The organism is Microbacterium sp. 70-16, assembly GCF_001898315.1.
GTDB lineage: Bacteria > Actinomycetota > Actinomycetes > Actinomycetales > Microbacteriaceae > Microbacterium.
In genome coordinates this window covers 205,200-223,295 of the sequence record NZ_MKTQ01000010.1, presented here as the reverse complement: position 1 = coordinate 223,295, position 18,096 = coordinate 205,200, and the positions used below count along the sequence as shown (strand labels likewise).

The window sequence follows — 18,096 nt, the reverse complement described above, 5'->3', positions numbered from 1 at the left end:
TCGGCAGGCTCACGCGCCGGGCGTCAGCAGTCCGCTCTCGTACGCGAGGATCACGAGCTGCGCGCGATCATGCGCCGCGAGCTTGGTCATGATGCGCTTGACGTGCGTCTTCGCGGTGTGCGGCGAGATCACGAGATCGGTCGCGATCTCGTCGTTCGAGCGGCCCCGCGCGACGAGCACCAGCACCTCACGCTCGCGCTGGGTGAGCTGGGCGAGGGCAGGCGGCACGGCATCCGCCGTCACGGCGTGCGGCAGGACGTAGCGCGTGATGAGACTGCGCGTCGCGGCGGGTGAGAGCAGCGCCTCACCCGCGTGCACGGCCTTGACGGCGCGCACGATCTCGTCGGGCTCGGCGCCCTTGCCGATGAACCCGCTCGCGCCGGCACGCAGCGCCTGCACGAGGTACTCGTCCTCTTCGAAGGTCGTGAGGATCAGCACGCGCGTCTCGGCGAGGTCGGGTTCGGCGCAGATGCGGGCGGTCGCCGCGATGCCGTCGAGCACGGGCATCCGGATGTCCATCAGCACGACGTCGGGACGCTGCGCGCGGGCGAGGTCGACGCCCTGGGCGCCGTCGACGGCTTCGCCGGTGACCTCGAGGTCGACGTCGGCGTCGAGCAGGTCGCGCACGGCGGCGCGGATGAGCGACTGGTCGTCGACGATGAGGACGGTTGTCACGGGGTGGCACCTTCTTCTTCCGCGGCCTCCGGTTCGGCGGCGGGCGGGATCGGCAGCGTCGCCGCGAGGCGGAATCCGCCGGGGGCGGTGCCCGCCTCGAGCGTGCCGCGCACGGTCGCGACGCGCTCACGCAGCCCGACGAGGCCGTAGCCGCTCGGCACCTCGTCGAGGGGCGTGAGCGCCGAGGTCGGGTTCGTGACGACGCCGCGCAGGTTCGCGGCATCCGTCTCGAGCAGCACGTGCGCGCGGCGCTCGGCACCGTGCTTGAGGGCGTTGGTCAGGCCCTCCTGCACGACGCGGTACGCGACGCGTGAGACGGATGCCGGGACGCGCGCGCGATCGCTGTCGTCGCGCACGACGACGTCGAGGCCCGTTGCGCGGAACGACGCGGCGAGCTCGTCGAGCCGGTCGAGCTCGGGCTGCGGGGCCGGGGCTCCGGCATCGTCGGCGCGGAGGACGGCGAGCAGGTCGCCGATCTCGCCGAGGACCGTGCGCGATGCGGTGCGGATCGTGCCGAGCGCTTCGCGGGTCTTCTCCGGACGCGACTCGAGGTTGGCCGACGCGACGCCGGCGTTGAGACTGATGACGGAGATCTGGTGCGCGACGGCGTCGTGCAGGTCGCGGGCGATGCGCAGGCGCTCGTCGCTGACGGCGCGGCGCGCCTCGGCATCCTTCGTCTGCTCGGCACGGATCGCCCGCTCGGTCACCGCCTGCAGGTACTCGCGGCGGAACTTCGTCGCGTCACCCGCCGCGCCCGCGAACGCGAGACCGAGGACGATCTGCACCGTGCGCGGGTCGAAGGTGCTGCCGAGCGAGGCGAGCAGGCCCGCCGCGATGACGAGCGCGACGCCGATGAACATCGAGATGACCCCGGCCCGACGATCGACGCGGTTGGCGGCGCCGAACATCGCGATGGCCGCCGCGAGCGCGACCCCCGGCGCGACGATGCCGAGCAGCACGAGCGCGCAGTACATGAGGACGCACGCGCCGAGGACCCACAGCGGCCAGCGTCGGCGCGCCGGGATCAGCGCGATCGGCACCAGCACGAGCACCCATTCGAGCGGCGTCTCGGCGCGGAACTCGGTGCCGGTCGGCGGGCCGAAGGCGAGCGCCAGCATGAGGATGATCGCGAAGGCATCCTGCACCCACGCCGGTGGCCCGGTGCGCGGCTGCAACAGGTCGGGCGAGCTCCTCATGAAGACAGTCTGCCGCGTGCGGGGGCGCGTGCCCCCATCCGCGAGACTTCACTGGTGCACCGAGACTGCACCGAGCGGCTGCGGTCTCGGGGCACCACTGCGGTCTCGCGGTCGGATGCGGGCCGGCGGCGGCGCCTCACTCGACGAGGACGATCTCGCAGCGTGCGACGGCCGCGCAGCCTCTCGCGAGCTTGCCGTCTGCGGTGATCAGACGCGCGCCGAGCGCTTCGGCCAACGCGATGTATGTCGCGTCGTAGGCGGTCGCGTTGTCGCGCAGCTCCCAGATGCGCTCGAACAGCATGTGCGCGGGCCACCGCTGGGCGGGGAAGTCGCGCAGGTCGTCGAGAAGCTGCCCACCGCGCACCGGCGTGAGCACGCCACCCGCCACCAGCCCGCGCGCCACCGAGATGGTCTCGATCTCCGCCAGGTGCGGCACGTGCAAGCCTCCGGCATCGGCCGCGAGGAGCGCCGCGGCGCGGTGTCCGCGCGGGCTCATCACCAGCAGCTCGACGAGCACCGAGGCATCCAGCACTGTCGTCATGCGGCGTCGCGGTCTGTCCGCAGGATCTCCGTCGCACGATCTCCGAGGTCGACCTCGCCGCGTGCACGCACCCGGTCGAGCAGCTCCTGGAGTGTCGGATGCTGCGCCTCACGCTCAAGGATCTCGAGGACGTAGTCCGACAGGCTCCGTCCCTCTGCCGCGGCGCGCGCCTTCAGCGTGCGATGCGTTCCTTCGGGGACGTCCCGGACCTGCAACGTGGACATGCAATGATGCTACGCGCATGCAGTATGCATGTCGATGCCTCACGCGAGCTCGGCGAAGGTCTCCGCGATCCAGTCGGCGGTGAACTCGCCGACGTAGGCCATGTTGTCGATGCCGATGTGCTCAGCGCCGCCCTCCTCCTGCGTGAAGATGCGCAGCTCGCGCTTGGGCGAGTTGACGGCCGCGTCGTACTCGTCGTGCGCGTACTTCACGGGGATCTGCCGGTCGCCCTCGCCGTGGGTCACGAGGAACGGCACCGTGATCTTGTCGACGACACCCTCCAGGCGCATGTTCTTGGTCTTCTCCAGGAAGTCGGCGTCGTCCTTCGCGCCGAACACCCAGTGCACGTGATCCCAGTAGTGCGGCACGGGGTTCTCGCCCTCGCGGCGCCGCCGCGCCTCCTGCACAGCAGCCCAGTCGTAGTTCGCGCCCCACGCGACGGCGAGCGCAATGCGCTTCTCGAATGCCGCCGCGCGCGGCACGTAGTACCCGCCGAGCGACCAGCCTACGAGCCCCACCCTCGCGGCATCCACGCCCAGCTCGTCGGCGTGGGCCTCGATCCAGTCGAGCGTCGACGCCGCCCACACCTCGGTGTCGAACCGCGCGTGCAGGTCGCGCATGCGCAGCGCTTCGCCCGATCCGGGTGGGTCCATCATGAGCGTCGAGATGCCGCGGGCCGCGAGCTGCTGCGGGAAGCCCGAGGTGTACATCATCTCCTTCGTCGAATCGAGCCCGTTCCACATGACGATGAGCGGATGCGGGCCGTCGCCCGGCGCGCGGTAGAAGTAGCCCGGCAGGGCCGACCCCGCGGGAGCGTCGTCACCCGCGTACGGGATGTCGACGGTCGACAGCGGCACGTCCGAGAGCTCGACGTGCTTGAGCAGCAGGTCGATCGACTTCTGGTAGGCCGCCTTGCGGCCCTCCCACTTGGGCGACTGCAGGCGCTCGGCCTGCGAGGTGTACAGCGCCGCGCGGTAGTACTTGTCGCCCGCGCCGCGCCGCCAGCCGCGCGCCTCGGCCTCTTCCGCCGCCGCGAGCAGGCGGTCGGCGACGGCCTGCCACGACGCGTACAGCAGCTCGGTGCCGACGTCGTCGCCGTTCTTCGAGGCCTCGAGCACCGGCAGCGATGCCTTGTGCACGTCGTCGATGAACCCGCCGTTGTTGAGCGAGGCGACGACCGCCATGCTCCAGACGTAGTTGGTCGGGAAGTACATGTACATGGGATCTCCTAAGAGGTCGGGACGTTTCGTCTCGGCGCTTCGCGCCTCGCTCAACGACCGGGTTGCGGGACGCGCACGGCGTCCGAGAGGAAGGTCGAGACGCCGGAGAGCAGCTGGCCGCCGTCGACGCCGACCTCGGCGCCCGTGACGTACGACGCGGCATCCGACAGCAGGAACACGACGACGCTCGCGACCTCTTCCGGCTGTCCGCCGCGGTGCAGCGGCGAGACGGCCTCGTTCGCGGCGAGGAAGGCCGCCGGCGCCGACGCCGTCATCTCGGTGTGGATGTAGCCGGGGTGCACGAGGTTCACGCGGATGCCCCGGGGCCCGAGCTCGGTCGCGCACGAGTGCGAGAGCCCCCGCAGCGCCCACTTGCTGGCGGTGTACGCGGCCGTGTAGTGACCCGTGACGGCCGCCGCCGACCCGATGTTGACGATCGACGAGCCCTCGCCGAGCAGCGGCAGCAGCGCCTGCGTCGCGAGCATCGGACCGGTCACGTTGATCGCGAGCACGCGGTCCCAATCGGCGCGGACGACATCGCCGATGCGCGTGCGCTGCGTGACACCCGCGTTGTTGACGAGGCCCTTGACCGTGCGGCCGCCGAGCTCTGCGGTGAAGGTCGCCCAGGCATCCTCGTCTGACACGTCGAGCTGCCGGTAGACCACCGAACCGGGCAGGGCAGATGCCGCGGCGAGCAGCTCCGGGGCATCCGCCCGCACGTCGAGCGCGTAGACCTCGGCGCCCTGCGCCGCGAGCAGCAGCGCCTCTTTCGCGCCCTGGCCGCCGGCCGCTCCCGTCACGACGAAGAGGTTGCCCGCGATGCCGGGCAGTTGGATGCCACTCACGAGGCCACCGCCGTTCCGGGGGGACCGGGCCGGTCGAGCATCTCGATGAAGTTGCCCTCGGGGTCTGCGACGAACGCCATCCGCACGCCCGACACGGGCGATTCGCCGGGCGGCATGATCTCTGTCGCGCCGTGCGCGATCAGGCCCGCGAAGGTGGCGTCGACGTCGGTGACGCGCAGGCAGATGTGCCCGAAGCCCTGGCTCAGGACGTGCTCGGGCGCGCTCGCGGCGCGCGGCTTCGGCTGCGAACCGGGGCGGTTGAGCAGCTCGATCGCCCAGCCCTCGTCGGGGTCGACGAGGAAGACGACGCGCAGGCCCACCGCGGGGATGCCGCCGGGCTCGAGCTGCTCGAGCCCGAGCGCGCGCGAGTACCAGGCGGCCTGTGCGTCAAGATCGCCGACCGACAGGCCGACGTGGTCGAGTGCCGTCATTCGGATGCCTCCCTCGCGTGCGCGCCGTCGCGCGGCCCGTGCGTCATGAGTGATTCGCGCACGCCGTCCGGCAGCACACCCAGCACGTCGGCGCCGTACTCGCCGCCGACGAGGATGAACGCGACGCGCGCGATGCGGTCGCCGCGGTTGGCCCACGCGTGGTCGGTGCCGCGCTGGATGACGATGTCACCCGCGTGCGCCGTGACCTCGCTGTCGTCGAGCAGCAGCGTGATCTCGCCCTCGAGCACGACGCCGTAGTCGATCGACTCGGTGCGGTGCACGGGCGACTGACGCCCCGCGCGATCGAGGTGTCCGGGGAGGAACTCGTTGATGCGGATGCGGGTACCGTGACTCGGCGGCGGCACCGTGAGGGCGCCCACCGTCGGGTCCTCGGCGCCGGCGCGGATGAGTGCGGGCACGGTGTCGGTCATCCACACTTCGTGGAACGCGACGCCGTCTTCGGGCAGCTCACGGCTGACCGGCACGGGCGCGTCACTGACGACGACCGACACTCCCGCGGAGTCGTGGCCCGTGACGATCCGCCGGGGGATGCGGAACCCGGTCACGGCGCCGGCACCAGTGCTGCGAGGGCCTCACCCATGACGCGGCCGGGGTCGGCGTCGGGTGTGCCGGGGTTCTGCTCCCACTGCGCGAGCTGCAACGAGGCATCCACAACGCCCTTGATCCGCGGGATGCGGCGCGCGTAGAACGCGGCGAGCTGCTCTTCGAGGTCGCCGTCCGAGGCGACGTACTCGGCGAACAGCACGGCATCCTCGAGGCACTGTGCCGCGCCCTGCGCGATGAGCGGCGGCACGGCGTGCACGGCTTCGCCGAGCGCGACGACGCGGCCCGAGTGCCACGGGCCCTCGACGAAGATCCACTCGATCTCCTGGAAGTTGAGGAATGTGTCGGCGTCAATCGACTCGCGCAGGTAGTCGTACTCGCCGTGGAAGTTCGCCATCAGGCGACGCACCTCTTGCCACCCTTCCAGACCGTTGTCGACGCGCCGCGGTCGGCACAGCACGAAGATGTAGCACTGGTCGGCGCTGACCGGCGTGTACCCGACCTTGTAGGCGCCGCCGTCGTCTGCCATCGGGAACGCGATGCCGCCGTTCATGTCGGGCAGGCGCGAGGTCACCGCGCGCCAGATGCCGAGCCCGCTCGGGGCGCGGTCTTCCGTGATGCCGAGCTTCGCGCGCGTCTGACTCTTGATGCCCTCCGCGACGACGATGAGGTCCCACGTCTCGACCCGCCCGTCCGACAGCGTCGAGGTCGCGGTGTCGCCGTGCGTCTCGAACGCGGTCAGCTCGAGTCCGAGGCGGATCTCGACGCCGAGCGCCTCGGCCTTCGCGACGAGGATCTCGTGCAGGTCGGGGCGCAGTGCGCCGATCGTCGCGGGCAGGTCGTCGCCGCCCGTGCGCGGGGTCTGCATCTCAGAGAGCAGGGCTCCGTTGGCGAGCGTCAGCCGCACGCCGTTCTCGGCCTGGCCGACCGCGAGCACGTCGTCGATGACGCCGATCTGCGCGAACACCCGCAGGGCGTTGCCCTGGATCGTCAGGCCGTGGCCGACGCGGGCCCACGCCGATACCTTCTCGACGAGCGTGACCTGGATGCCGCGCTGCGCGAGGGCGATCGCCGTGGTCAGGCCGGTGAATCCTCCGCCGACGATGAGGACATTGCGAACGGACATCTTCGTCTCCTGTTTCTGCGGGGCGCGTCATCGCTCCCTGCCGACGAAGCTATGCGTCCGCGCGCGGCCGCACCACCGGCCGTACGCCATACCTCATATCAGCGTGCGGCGAAGGCGCCCGCGGAGATCAGCTCGGCGACGAGCCCGCGCAGCCAGGTGTGCCCGTCGTCGTGGGCGTGCGCGGGGTGCCACCACATCCGCTGGATCAGCTCGACCTTCGGGAACGGCGTCGGTAGCGCGACCGTGCCGGTGACGCCGCCGCTGCGCTGCACGAGCCGGCTCGGCACGAGTCCCACCAGTTCGGTGCCCCGCACGATCAGGGGGATCGACAGCAGCGTCGAGGTCGTCACGCGCGTGCGCGGGTGCAGGTCGAGCTCGTGCAGCGACCGCTCGACGGGTGTCACGTGTGCGCGGCCGAAGTCGCACCGGATGTAAGGGCTCGCCAGGAACGCGTCGAGCGAGATCTCACCGTCCCGGATGCCGGGGTGGCCCTGATCGGCGATGACGACGTAGTCGTCGCGGAACAGCTCCATGCTGTCGGCGTCGATCCCGATGCCGGGCGCCGCGACGATGAAGTCGTGCGCGAGGAGATCGTGCGCGGCATCCGTCGGTTCATTCGGCAACCGCAGATAGTCGAAGCGGATGCCTGGCGCCGCCGCCTGCGCGAGGGTGAACAGCGGCCGCAGCTCGATCGCGCCGAAGTCCGACAGCTGCAGTCCGAACGCGCGCGTCGAGGTCGCGGGGTCGAACTCGGGCTGCTGCCCCAGTGCCTGCGCGACCAGCGGCAGCGTCAGCTGCACCTGCGGCAGCAGCTGATGCGCGAGCGGCGTGAGGGCGTAATCGCGGCCGACGCGCACGAGCAGCTCGTCCTGGAACAGCACGCGGAGGCGCGACAGCGCCGCCGACATCGTCGACTGGCCGAGCCCGATGCGCTCGCCGGCGCGCGTCACGTTGGCCTCTTCGAGGAGGGCGCGCAGGGCCACGAGCAGATTCAGATCGGGATCGCCGGTGGCCACAGATGCATGGTATCCGGCCCGGCCATGGCCGACCGGACGCCAGTCGACCTACTCTCGACACGTCGCACTCTGTGCGTGGCTCTCTACGAAAGGTCGATGATGACTGAGCGACTCGTCTCCCATCTGCGATACGGCGCACTGGCCGTGCCGAACTTCGAGCAGGAGCGGGACTTCTTCGTGAAGCACTGGGGCCTGACCGAAGTGCACGCCGAGGACGGCCTGTCCTACCTCGCGGCGGAGGGCTCGACCGAGCCGTTCATCCTGCGGCTGCGCCGCGATGACAAGCGTGTCGATCTCGCCGGCTTCGCCGTCGCCAGCCGTGCTGACGTCGACGCGCTCGCCGCGAAGCTGCACGCCGAGGACGTGCAGTTCGTGCACGAGCCGCAGGCGCTCACGGGGTTCAGCGGCGGGTACGGGTTCCGCGTGTTCGACGGCGACGGGCGCGTGCTCGAGTTCGCGACCGGGTTCGAGACGCGCGAGGCGCGCAAGATCCGCGAACGCGAGCCGATCCCCGTGAAGCTGTCGCACATGGTGTTCAACTCGGCCGATCTGAACCGCACGGCGCAGTGGTACATCGACCACCTCGACTTCACGATCTCCGACTCGCTCGTGCGGCCCGACGGCACCGACATGATGCACTTCCTGCGCTGCAACTCGAACCACCACTCGATCGCCGTCGCGATGGGCCCGCACCACTCGCTGCACCACCTGTCGTTCGAGATGCGCGGCATCGAAGAGTGGATGCGCGGCGCGGGCAAGATCCTGCGCGCGGGCACCCGCATGATCTGGGGCCCGGGCCGCCACAACGCGGGCGACAACACGTTCGCGTACTTCCTCGACCCGGCCGGCAACACGATCGAGTACACGACCGAGCTCGCGATGGTCGATGACGACTCGTGGGTCGCGCACAAGCACGACATCAGCCACCTGTCGACGCAGGACCAGTGGGGCACGGCGCAGGAGATGAGCGAGCTCGTCGCCCGCGAGTCGTTCAACGACATCGACAAGGGCCTGTTCGTCGCACCTCCCGTGTGACCGGCATCCGACATCGGCTACCCGAGGAGACGAGACCATGACCCGCATCCACTTCGCCGCCGACCACGGCGGCTACGAGCTCGGCCGGGCGCTGCAGTCACGTGCTGAGGCATCCGGCTTCGACATCGTCTGGCACGGCGCCGACCAGCTCGACCCGGGCGATGACTACCCCATCTACGCCGTGCGCGTCGGCCAGGCCGTCGTCACCGACCAGGATGCCGGCACCGACGCGTTCGCCGTGCTCGTCGTCGACGAGGCGGTCGCCGGCGTCGTCGCCGCCAACAAGGTCAACGGCGCGCGGGCGATCACGACGACCTCGCCGCGCGCGGCCGCGCACGCCCGCGGTGTCGTCGACGCGAACGTCCTCGTGCTGGAGGGCATCGCGTATGAGGAGTCGGCGTGGCTGTGCGTGTACGCGTTCGTCACGGCATCCATGACCGCGACCGTAGAACGGGGTCGGCAGATCCTGCAGATCGAGGAGTTCGAGAACGCCGGCACGATCGAGGGCTGGGCGATCCAGCTCGAGCCCGACCAGATCGCCGTACGGCACGAGTAGGCCCCGGCCGCCAGGCCGGTGGTTGGATGGAGATTACCAGAGGAGTTCGGATGACCCGCGCAGCGCTGTACGACACGACCGGTGGACCCGAGGTCCTCTACCTCGCAGAGGTGGCCGATGCCGCGCCGGGCGACGGCAAGGTGAGCGTGCGCGTGCACGCCGCCGGCCTCAACCCGTTCGACGCGAAGATGCGCAGCGGGTTCATCCCGTCGGAGGCGCCGTTCCCGCGCCGCATCGGCGGCGACTTCGCCGGGACGGTGGATGCCGCGGGCCCGGGCGCCGTGTACTTCGACGGCACCCCCGTCGCGGTCGGCGATGAAGTGCTGGGCCGCGCGAACGGCGCAGTCGCCGAGCGGGTGACCGCCGCGGCATCCGACCTCGCCCGTCGCCCCGCGACACTGCCCGTTGAGGTCGCCGGCGGACTGCACGTCGCCGGACTGACGGCGGTGTCGGTGCTTGCGACCCTGCCGGTCGGAGCCGGCGACACGGTGCTCGTGGGAGGCGCCGCGGGCGCTGTCGGCTTCGTCGCGGCGCAGCTCGCGGTGCACGCCGGCGCCCGCGTGATCGGCACGGCGAGCGCGCGCAATCACGAGCTGCTGCGGTCGGTCGGCGTCGAGCCGGTCGTCTACGGCGACGACCTCGCGGCGCGCCTGCAGGCGTTCGGTACGGTGACCGCGGTGTTCGACTGCCACGGCCGCGACGCGCTCGACGCGGGTGTCGCGCTCGGCGTCGCGCCGGACCGCATGGTCGCGATCGCCGCCTACGGCGCGCTCGAGGAGATCGGCGCACACAACGTCGAGCGCGCGGCGCGCACAGCCGCGAACCTCGAGAAGCTCGCGGGCCGGATCGCCGCGGGCGAGATCGTCTACCCGGTCGCCGAGACCTACCCCCTCGACGAGGTCGTCGCGGCCTTCACTGCGTTGGAGAGCTCGCACGCCCCCGGCAAGGTGGTCGTCACGCCCTGAGGGTGTGCGCTCGGGGCTGCCCTCCTCGCTCGTGAGGAAGTTGGCGCAACACGCGGCAACCCCAGGGTCATACCCGCGCCATGCGCCAACTTGAGCAGGCCGCGCGAGTGCCCCACTCACCAAGTTGGCGCAGCACGCGGCTACCCCAGAGCGATACCCGCGCCACGCGCCAACTTGGGCAGGCCCGCGCGAGTGCCCACTCACCAAGTTGGCGCAACACGCGGCTACCCCATAGCGATACCCGCGCCACGCGCCAACTTGAGCCAGCGCGCGCGGGCTCGGGCTCACTCGGGCTCGGGTGACTCGCGCCCGGGGCATCCCCCACTCACCCAAGTTGGCGCAACCCGCGGGAACCCTAGGGGAATACCCGCGCCACGCGCCAACTTGAGCGGGCGGGCGATCTGGGGCTGCCACTCAGGGCCCTCCCCCACTCACCAAGTTGGCGCAACACGCGCATACCCCAGAGGGGTGCCCGCGTGTCGCGCCAACTTGAGCGAAGCGCGAGGCGCGCTCAGGCCCGCCACACCGTCTTGAGGTTGCAGAACTCGCGGATGCCTGCGGCTGCCAGCTCGCGCCCGACGCCCGAGTCCTTGACGCCGCCGAAGGGGAGCTCGGGGTAGGAGGCCGTCATGCCGTTAATGAACACGGCCCCGGCATCCAGGTTCTCGGTGAACCACTCCTCCTCCTCGGCATCCGTCGTCCACACCGCCGACGACAGGCCGAACGTCGTGCCGTTGGCGATCGCGAGGGCCTCTTCGCGCGAGTCGACGCGGTACACCGTCGCGACGGGGCCGAAGGCCTCTTCGAGGTGCAGCCGCATCTCGGGGGTGATCCCGGTGAGGACCGTCGGCTGGTAGAACCATCCGTCGCGGTCGGGCGAGAACCCACCGGTGAGCACCGTCGCGCCTTTCGCGACGGCATCCGCGACCTGGCCCTCGAGCTCGTCGCGCCCCGACTCCGTCGCGATGGGCCCGACATCCGTCGACTCATCGAGCGGATCGCCGACCTGCAGCGCCGCGACGCGCTCGCTGAACAGGCGCGTGAACTCGTCGTAGACGTCGGCGTGCACGATGAAGCGCTTGGCCGCGATGCAGGACTGTCCGTTGTTCTGGTTTCGTGCGGTGACGGCGACGGATGCCGCGCGGTCGACATCCGCGCTCGGCATGACGACGAACGGGTCTGATCCGCCGAGCTCGAGCACGACGTGCTTGACCTCGCTGCCCGCGATCGACGCGAGCGAACGACCCGCCGGCTCGGATCCCGTGAGCGTCGTCGCCTTCACGCGCGGATCGCGCAGCACCGCCTCGACGCGCGACGCGGGGATGAGCAGTGAGTGGAACGCACCCTCGGGAAACCCGGCGCGCGAGAACAGCGTGTCGAGGTAGATCGCTGCCTGCGGCACGTTCGAGGCGTGCTTGAGCAGGCCCGTGTTGCCGGCCATGAGGGCGGGCCCAGCAAAGCGCAACACCTGCCACAGCGGGTAGTTCCACGGCATGACGGCGAGGACGATGCCGATCGGGGCATATCTCGTGCCGGCTCGCGAGGCACCGACCGCCGACGGGTCGGCAAGGGCCTCGGGGGCAAGGAACTCCTCCGCGTGGTCGGCGTAGAAGCGCAGCCCCTTGGCCGACTTGAGCACCTCGGCGCGGGCGGCCTTGATCGGGCGGCCCATCTCGATCGTGATGAGGCGGCCGAGCTCGTCGGCGTCGGCCTCGAGCAGCTCGGCGGCACGCCGCATCCACTCCGCGCGCTGCGCGAACGTCGTCTGGCGCAGCGCCTCGAACGCCGACTGCGCGGCGGCGATGCGCCGGTCGACCTCCGCTTCGGAGTGCGCCTCGAACTCCTGCTCGGTCTGTCCCGTGAACGGATTGATCGTCGCGATGGCCATGCGAATGCTCCTCATCGAGTTGGGGTCCCGCCGCGAGCGTACGTCGCGCGGGCCTGCCCCTTCCATTGTCGCCGCCGATGACAGCCATGGCGCCGGAGGGGTGGCTCACAGATCGGATATTGGATATTCCTTGGGTCATGACCGCTCTCACGCCCCGTCGGATGACCGACGACGTCGTCCGGATCCTCCGCGATCGCATCGTGTCGGGTGACCTCGCGCCCGGCGCGCGCATCGACGTCACCCTGCTGGCGACAGACCTCGGCATCAGCCGCACGCCCGTGCGCGAAGCGATCCTGCAGCTCGAGGCGGCGGGGCTCGTGCAGCGCCAGCCGTATCGCGGCACGGTCGTCGCGGGCATCGACGTGAACCGACTCGAAGAGGTCACGGCGCTGCGCATCGACCTCGAGGGACGTGCGACGACACTCGGTGTACCGCGGCTGACGGACGACGACCTCGACCAGATGGCGGCGATCCTCGACGAGCTCGACGCCCGCGCGGCCGAACCCGACTTCTCGCGCGGGGTCTTCAACGATCTCAACCGCCGGTTCCACGACATCATCTACGCCGCCGCCGACGCGCCCCACCTTCGCGCGATCGTCGGCACGCTTGCGGCAGAGGCCGACCGCATGCGCCTGCACTTCGACGTGCGCGCTCCGCTTGCCGAGCACTTCCACCGCGAGATCCTCGACGCGTGCCGACGACGGGATGCCAGCGCGGCGGCCGCCGCGACGCGCGCGCACCTGCTCGAGTCGTACCTCGCGATGCGCGGTGGGGTGGGTGGCGGGAGTGGCGCGGGTGGCGCGGGCGCGGGTACCGCGGCCGCTGGCGCGGGCGCAGATCGCGCCGGCGCTGTGCCCCCGGGCATCCTCGCCGATGTTCTCGCCGACTTCGGCGTCGAGGTGACGCGATGAGCGAGTCCGGATTCCGCGCCGAGCCGCCCACGCTGTTCCTGACCGACGCCGACGTCGCGGCCCTCGCCGACTGGGACGACGCGATCGCGGCCCTGCGCGCGGCCTACGCCCGCCCCGACGAGCCGACGCGCACGCCCGAGCGCACGGTCGCGGTGACGGATGCCGGGTGGCAGCGCATCCTGCCGGCGGCACCGGCGGGTGGTCGGTTCGCCGGGTCGAAGACCATCGCGGCGTCGCTGCGCAACGGGCTCGCGAGCTATCTGATCACGCTGTTCGACCAGAACGACGCGCGCCTCGCGGCACTCATCGACGGCAATCGCATCACGGGCATCCGTACCGCTGCCACGGCGGCCGCGGCTCTGACGGCGATGCTGCCGGATCGGCCGGTGCGCGTCGCGGTCGTGGGCAGCGGGTTCGAAGCCCGGGCGCAGCTGCGGGCGGCATCGCGCGTGGCCCGCATCACGGAGGTGCGCGTGACGAGTCCGACTCCCGCGAATCGGGAGCGGTTCGCGCGCGAGCTCGGCGACGAGCTCGGTCTGGAGGTCACCGCGACGGCGAGCGCCGAAGAGGCCGTCCGCGGCGCCGACCTCGTGCTGTGCGCCGCGCGGTCACGCGATGAGTCCCCGACCGTCCTCGCCGAGTGGGTCGCGCCCGGCGCGACCGTCGTCTCGATCGGGTCGACGACGCGAAGCCAGCGCGAACTCGACGCCGCACTCGTCGGGCGCGCGGCGCTCATCGTGGCGGATGCCGTCGCCGAGGTCCTGCACGACAGCGGCGACCTCATCGCCGCGCGCGCCGCCGGGTTCGACCCGGACGCCGTCACGGTGTCGCTGCACGCGCTGTTGGGCGGCGACGTCACGCGGCCAGACGGCATCGCGATCTACAAATCCACCGGCAGCGGCTTCCAAGACATCGTCCTGGCCGAGCAGCTGTACGACCGCGCCGTCGCGCAGGGCGTCGGAACGCCCCTGCCCGTCGGCATCCTCACCATCCGAAAGTAGGAGCACTCATGGCCGAGTACACCAAGTCCGAAGCCCGCGATTGGGCGCGCGAGCGCCTCGTCGGGGCGATCAACTGCACGATCCCCTCGTTCACGAACGACCTGACGCGGCTGAACGAAGCAGGCATCCGACATGACATCCGCCTCGCGAAGCAGCACGGATTCGTCGGCACGCTCGGGGTCTCGGAGGTGAATATCACGCTTCCGGAATATCTCGAGTTCCTCGAGATCATGGTGGACGAAGCACGCGGCGAGCTCGTCGTCACCCACCACGCGAGCTGGCCGACTCTCGACGAGAACATCGCCGCCGTGCGCGGCGCCGAGGCCGCGGGCGCCGAGCTCGTGCTGCTGAGCTACCCGCCGAACTTCTACCCCGAGTCCGAGCAGGAGATCTACGACTACACGAAGGCGGTGTGCGACGCGACGAACCTCGCGGTGATCGTCTTCCCGATGTTCCTGTGGGGATTCAGCTCGCGCATCCACCCGTCCGACATCCCGGCGCGACTGCTGCGGCGGATGCTGGACGACATCCCCAACATCGCCGTCATCAAGGCCGAGGGCGGTGCGCCGAGCGTCATGGGCACGATCGAGGCGTACCGGAAGTTCGGTGACGAGGTCGTCATCTCGTGCCCCATCGAGGGCGACCTGCTGACCCTCGGTCAGCTCATGCCGATTCAGCTATCTGCGACGAGCGACCACGAGTTCTGGGGCCCGACGATCCCGCACGCGATGGAGCTGCTGCGCGCCGAGCGTTTCGACGAGGTGACCGACCTGTACTGGCAGATGCACCCCGCCCGCAAGGCAAAGGGGGCGGTGGCCGCCCAGCTGCACGGCGGGTTCTTCATCGACCGGCAGGCGTGGAAGTTCCAGGGCTGGCTGCGCGGCTACAACGGCGGGCCGTTGCGGCTGCCCACGCAGCGCATCCACGACCCGCAGATGAACCAGCTGCGCAAGGGCCTGCTCGACTCGGGGTTCGAGCCGAGCATGGACCCGTTCCGCGAGTTCTTCGTGGGGCGCAACCCCGCCTGAGTGGGAGTGGGCTGGCTGAGCTGGGCTGGCTGGGCTGGCTGGGCTTGGCTGGGCTGATCGCGGGCGCGGGCGCGGGCGCGGGCGCGAAGTTGGCGCGACACGCGGTTACCCTCGCGGGGTTCCCGCGTGTTGCGCCAACTTCGGGGCGGACACATCTTCTCCACAGGGCGCGACTTCGCAGAACTGTCCACAGATCTGGGGATTCGGCGCCCACGGCGCGCACGCGGCATCCACAGTGAAGGGATGCCACGTCCGCCCGCCCCGCTTGACGACAAGCTCGGCCCCGTCTTCCGCGTCGGCGCGGCTCGGGCCGCCGGCGTCACCGAGGGGCGCCTGCGCGCCGCAGATCTCGCGTCGCCGTTCCGCGGGGTGCGCCAGCGGGCTGTGTCTGACGCGCAGCCCCACGCGGAGGGTCCCTACCCGATGGACGAGGTCGCGCGCGCCGCGATCCTCGAGCGCGTGCGAGCTCATGCCCTGCTGCTACCGCAGCACGCGTTCTACATCGGCTGCACAGCCCTCGCCATCCAGGGACTGCCCCTGCTCGACGCGCGCGCGGCCCAGGATGCAGACCTCGAGGTGGCGGTCTTCGCCCCGCACCGGGCGCTTCGCCGGCCGGGCATCCGCTCGCTGCAGGTGCAGCCGGGTCTCGCGCACACGACCACGGTCGAGGGCATCCGCGTCGCGACGCCCGCGACGGTGTGGGCGCTGCTCGCACGTGATCTCAGCGAGCGCGACCTCGTCAAGATGGGCGACGCGATGGTGCGCATCCCCCGCGATGACCGCGGCATCCGCCGTCCCGAACTGCAGCTCGCGACGCCGGCTCAGTTGCGCGCCGCGATCGAGGCGGGCGGCCGCCGCGGTGCGGCCAAGCTGCGCGCCGCGCTCCCCCGCATCAGCCCGCACAGCATGTCGCTGCTCGAGACCGACTGGCGCGAGAACCTGCGCGGCACGGGCCTGCCCGAGCCCGAACTCGACGTCGAGGTGCGCGATGCACGTGGCATTCTGCTCGGGATCAGCGACGGGGCCTTCCCGCAGTATCGCCTCGCTGTCGAGATCGAGGGCGATCACCACCGCGTCACACGACAGCAGTGGAACCGCGACATCGAGAAGTACGCCGCCTACGCCGCGGTCGACTGGGAGCCTGTCCGGCTCACGTCGAGCCACATCCGCCCCGACCGCGGCCGCGATGTCGCGATCGTGCGTGCGGCCCTGCTGCGCCGCGGCTGGAAGCCCTGAGGGTGGTGGCTCGCGCAGCCTGGTCGCGCCGCGCGCCGCGCGCGAAGTTGGCGCAACCCGCGGCATCCACCCCGCCATACCCGCGCAACGCGCCAACTTCCAGGCGAACCCCAGCGCGGCCGTCACGCGCCGTGCGAAGTTGGCGCAACACGCGGCATCCACCCCGCCATACCCGCGCAACGCGCCAATTTCCAGATCAACCCCCGCACGGCCGCCGCGCGCCGCGCGCGAAGTTGGCGCAACCCGCGGCATCCACCCCGCCATACCCACGCGACGCGCCAACTTCGAGGCAAACCCCAGCCCGGCCGCGCGCCAAGTTGGCGCAACCCGCGGCATCCACCCCGCCATACCCGCGCAACGCGCCAACTTCACGCGCGAGCGAGCCCACCACCACCCACACACAGCCCCACCCCCGACCCCACCCCACCGCCCCGCCGATGCCAGCTATGCGCGGGCGCGGGTGTTGCCGATTGCGCATCCAGCACAGGATGGAGCCGCACACGAAGGAGTTGCCATGCGGATCGTCGACCTGTCCATGCCACTGGATGACGTGGTGCCGGTCGACCCGCCCTTCCTCCGGCCGAAGATCGAGTACAAGGATCACCAGGGCGGCCTGCAGGACATGTATGCCATGTACGGCATCCGTCCCGATCAGCTGCTCGACGGCCAGGGTCTTGCGGCCGAGACCGTCACGATCACGACGCATGCGGGGACCCATGTGGATGCCCCGTGGCACTACCACCCGACGATGAACGGCGGCGAGCGCGCCTGGACGATCGACGAAGTCCCGCTCGACTGGTTCTTCCGCCCGGGCGTCAAGCTTGACCTCCGCCACCTGCCCAACGGGCACCTCGTGACGCCCGCCGACATCGACGCCGAGCTCGATCGCATCGGCTACGAGCTGCAGCCGTTCGACATCGTCCTCGCGCACACGATCGCCTCCGACGCGTACGGCCGCGACGACTACATCGACACCGGCATCGGCTTCGGCCGCGAAGCGACGCTGCACCTGACCGGCAAGGGCGTGCGCGTCGTCGGCACGGATGCCTGGGGCTGGGACATCCCGGTGAGCATCAACCGCGCGCAGTTCGAGCAGACCGGCGACCCCTCGATCGTGTGGGAGGGCCACAAGGCCGGCGCCGAGGTCGGCTACTGCCAGATCGAGAAGCTCCAGCACCTCGACGAGATCCCCGCCTTCGGCTTCACGGTCGCGTGCTTCCCGACCAAGGTGCGCGGCGCCTCGGCCGGCTGGACCCGCGCCGTCGCCATCTTCGACAACTGACCGCACGACCACACCACCCAGACCACCCCTGAGCGACCAGACCAACCCACGAAAGGAAAGACCATGGCATTCGTCTGCAGCGCCACCTGGACCGCCAAGCCCGGTGAGGAGGAGACCGTCCGCGACGCCCTCGAGAAGCTCTCACCCGCTTCGCGCGAAGAGCCCGGCAACCTCTACTACCAGGCCCACCAGGTGCCCGGTGAGCCGAACGTGTTCCGCATCTTCGAGGTGTACACCGACGAGGCCGCCTTCAAGGCGCACGGCACCTACCCGCACTTCGAGCAGTGGGCGCTCGGCCAGGCGATTCCGGCCCTCGAGACGCGCCAGCGGGACTTCTCCGAGACCCTGGACTTCTGAC

The 18,096-nt window shown here is 70.8% G+C and carries 20 protein-coding genes; 9 read left to right on the top strand and 11 right to left on the bottom strand.

Annotated elements, in window-relative coordinates; genetic code table 11:
* Positions 1–9: 9 nt before the first annotated feature.
* From BGO46_RS03940 to BGO46_RS03895, 10 genes are all read right to left on the bottom strand, one after another.
* Positions 10–675, bottom strand: coding sequence for a response regulator transcription factor (locus BGO46_RS03940; RefSeq protein WP_292673057.1), 666 nt, complete (start codon positions 673–675; stop codon positions 10–12).
* The gene (locus tag BGO46_RS03935; protein ID WP_292673059.1) at positions 672–1,871 is read right to left on the bottom strand and encodes a histidine kinase; all 1,200 of its coding nucleotides are present in this window, start codon (positions 1,869–1,871) and stop codon (positions 672–674) included. The genes BGO46_RS03940 and BGO46_RS03935 overlap by 4 nt, the downstream gene beginning before the upstream one ends.
* Positions 1,872–2,007: 136 nt before the next feature.
* Positions 2,008–2,412, bottom strand: a complete 405-nt coding sequence (locus tag BGO46_RS03930; protein WP_292673060.1) for a type II toxin-antitoxin system VapC family toxin — start codon at positions 2,410–2,412, stop codon at positions 2,008–2,010.
* Positions 2,409–2,636, bottom strand: a complete 228-nt coding sequence (locus BGO46_RS03925; RefSeq protein ID WP_292673063.1) for a hypothetical protein — start codon at positions 2,634–2,636, stop codon at positions 2,409–2,411. Before BGO46_RS03925 ends, BGO46_RS03930 begins: the two co-directional genes overlap by 4 nt.
* 39 nt (positions 2,637–2,675) lie before the next feature.
* The gene (locus BGO46_RS03920; RefSeq protein ID WP_292673065.1) at positions 2,676–3,854 is read right to left on the bottom strand and encodes an alpha/beta fold hydrolase; all 1,179 of its coding nucleotides are present in this window, start codon (positions 3,852–3,854) and stop codon (positions 2,676–2,678) included.
* Between the two features lie 50 nt (positions 3,855–3,904).
* Complete coding sequence (locus BGO46_RS03915; protein WP_292673077.1) at positions 3,905–4,699, bottom strand: SDR family oxidoreductase; 795 nt, start codon at positions 4,697–4,699, stop codon at positions 3,905–3,907.
* On the bottom strand, positions 4,696–5,130 hold the full coding sequence (locus BGO46_RS03910; RefSeq protein ID WP_292673081.1) for a VOC family protein: 435 nt from the start codon (positions 5,128–5,130) through the stop codon (positions 4,696–4,698). Before BGO46_RS03910 ends, BGO46_RS03915 begins: the two co-directional genes overlap by 4 nt.
* Positions 5,127–5,696: a cupin domain-containing protein gene (locus BGO46_RS03905; RefSeq protein ID WP_292673084.1), complete on the bottom strand. Its 570-nt coding sequence runs from the start codon at positions 5,694–5,696 to the stop codon at positions 5,127–5,129. The genes BGO46_RS03910 and BGO46_RS03905 overlap by 4 nt, the downstream gene beginning before the upstream one ends.
* Positions 5,693–6,820: an FAD-dependent oxidoreductase gene (locus BGO46_RS03900; protein ID WP_292673087.1), complete on the bottom strand. Its 1,128-nt coding sequence runs from the start codon at positions 6,818–6,820 to the stop codon at positions 5,693–5,695. Before BGO46_RS03900 ends, BGO46_RS03905 begins: the two co-directional genes overlap by 4 nt.
* Positions 6,821–6,918: 98 nt before the next feature.
* A complete protein-coding gene (locus BGO46_RS03895; protein WP_292673090.1) occupies positions 6,919–7,836 on the bottom strand; it encodes a LysR family transcriptional regulator in 918 nt (305 codons plus the stop codon).
* A 96-nt stretch (positions 7,837–7,932) separates the two neighbouring features.
* On the opposite strand from BGO46_RS03895, the gene BGO46_RS03890 reads away from it, so the two are divergent.
* From BGO46_RS03890 to BGO46_RS03880, 3 genes are read left to right on the top strand one after another with little or no spacing between them, the layout of a single operon-like run.
* Entirely contained in the window at positions 7,933–8,871 is a 939-nt protein-coding gene (locus BGO46_RS03890; RefSeq protein ID WP_292673092.1) for a VOC family protein, read from the top strand.
* A gap of 37 nt (positions 8,872–8,908) precedes the next feature.
* Positions 8,909–9,427, top strand: coding sequence for an RpiB/LacA/LacB family sugar-phosphate isomerase (locus BGO46_RS03885; protein ID WP_292673095.1), 519 nt, complete (start codon positions 8,909–8,911; stop codon positions 9,425–9,427).
* 50 nt (positions 9,428–9,477) lie between these two features.
* A complete protein-coding gene (locus BGO46_RS03880) occupies positions 9,478–10,392 on the top strand; it encodes an NADP-dependent oxidoreductase (RefSeq protein ID WP_292673098.1) in 915 nt (304 codons plus the stop codon).
* A 511-nt stretch (positions 10,393–10,903) separates the two neighbouring features.
* Here BGO46_RS03880 and BGO46_RS03875 read toward each other — a convergent pair.
* Positions 10,904–12,280 (bottom strand): NADP-dependent succinic semialdehyde dehydrogenase, encoded by a 1,377-nt coding sequence (locus tag BGO46_RS03875; RefSeq protein ID WP_292673100.1) that lies wholly within the window; start codon positions 12,278–12,280, stop codon positions 10,904–10,906.
* A gap of 137 nt (positions 12,281–12,417) precedes the next feature.
* Between BGO46_RS03875 and BGO46_RS03870 the strand changes: the two genes are divergently transcribed.
* The 6 genes from BGO46_RS03870 (at position 12,418) to BGO46_RS03845 (ending at position 18,095) form a co-directional block, all read left to right on the top strand.
* Positions 12,418–13,191, top strand: coding sequence for a GntR family transcriptional regulator (locus tag BGO46_RS03870; RefSeq protein ID WP_292673103.1), 774 nt, complete (start codon positions 12,418–12,420; stop codon positions 13,189–13,191).
* The gene (locus BGO46_RS03865) at positions 13,188–14,192 is read left to right on the top strand and encodes an ornithine cyclodeaminase family protein (RefSeq protein ID WP_292673106.1); all 1,005 of its coding nucleotides are present in this window, start codon (positions 13,188–13,190) and stop codon (positions 14,190–14,192) included. The genes BGO46_RS03870 and BGO46_RS03865 overlap by 4 nt, the downstream gene beginning before the upstream one ends.
* 8 nt (positions 14,193–14,200) lie before the next feature.
* The gene (locus BGO46_RS03860; protein ID WP_292673109.1) at positions 14,201–15,220 is read left to right on the top strand and encodes a dihydrodipicolinate synthase family protein; all 1,020 of its coding nucleotides are present in this window, start codon (positions 14,201–14,203) and stop codon (positions 15,218–15,220) included.
* A 243-nt stretch (positions 15,221–15,463) separates the two neighbouring features.
* Positions 15,464–16,456, top strand: a complete 993-nt coding sequence (locus BGO46_RS03855; protein ID WP_292673111.1) for a hypothetical protein — start codon at positions 15,464–15,466, stop codon at positions 16,454–16,456.
* A gap of 514 nt (positions 16,457–16,970) precedes the next feature.
* Positions 16,971–17,738 carry a cyclase family protein gene (locus BGO46_RS03850; protein ID WP_292673114.1) on the top strand — a complete coding sequence of 256 codons (768 nt, stop codon included), beginning with the start codon at positions 16,971–16,973 and terminating at the stop codon, positions 17,736–17,738.
* A gap of 63 nt (positions 17,739–17,801) precedes the next feature.
* Positions 17,802–18,095: a putative quinol monooxygenase gene (locus tag BGO46_RS03845; RefSeq protein WP_292673116.1), complete on the top strand. Its 294-nt coding sequence runs from the start codon at positions 17,802–17,804 to the stop codon at positions 18,093–18,095.
* Position 18,096: the final 1 nt, after the last annotated feature.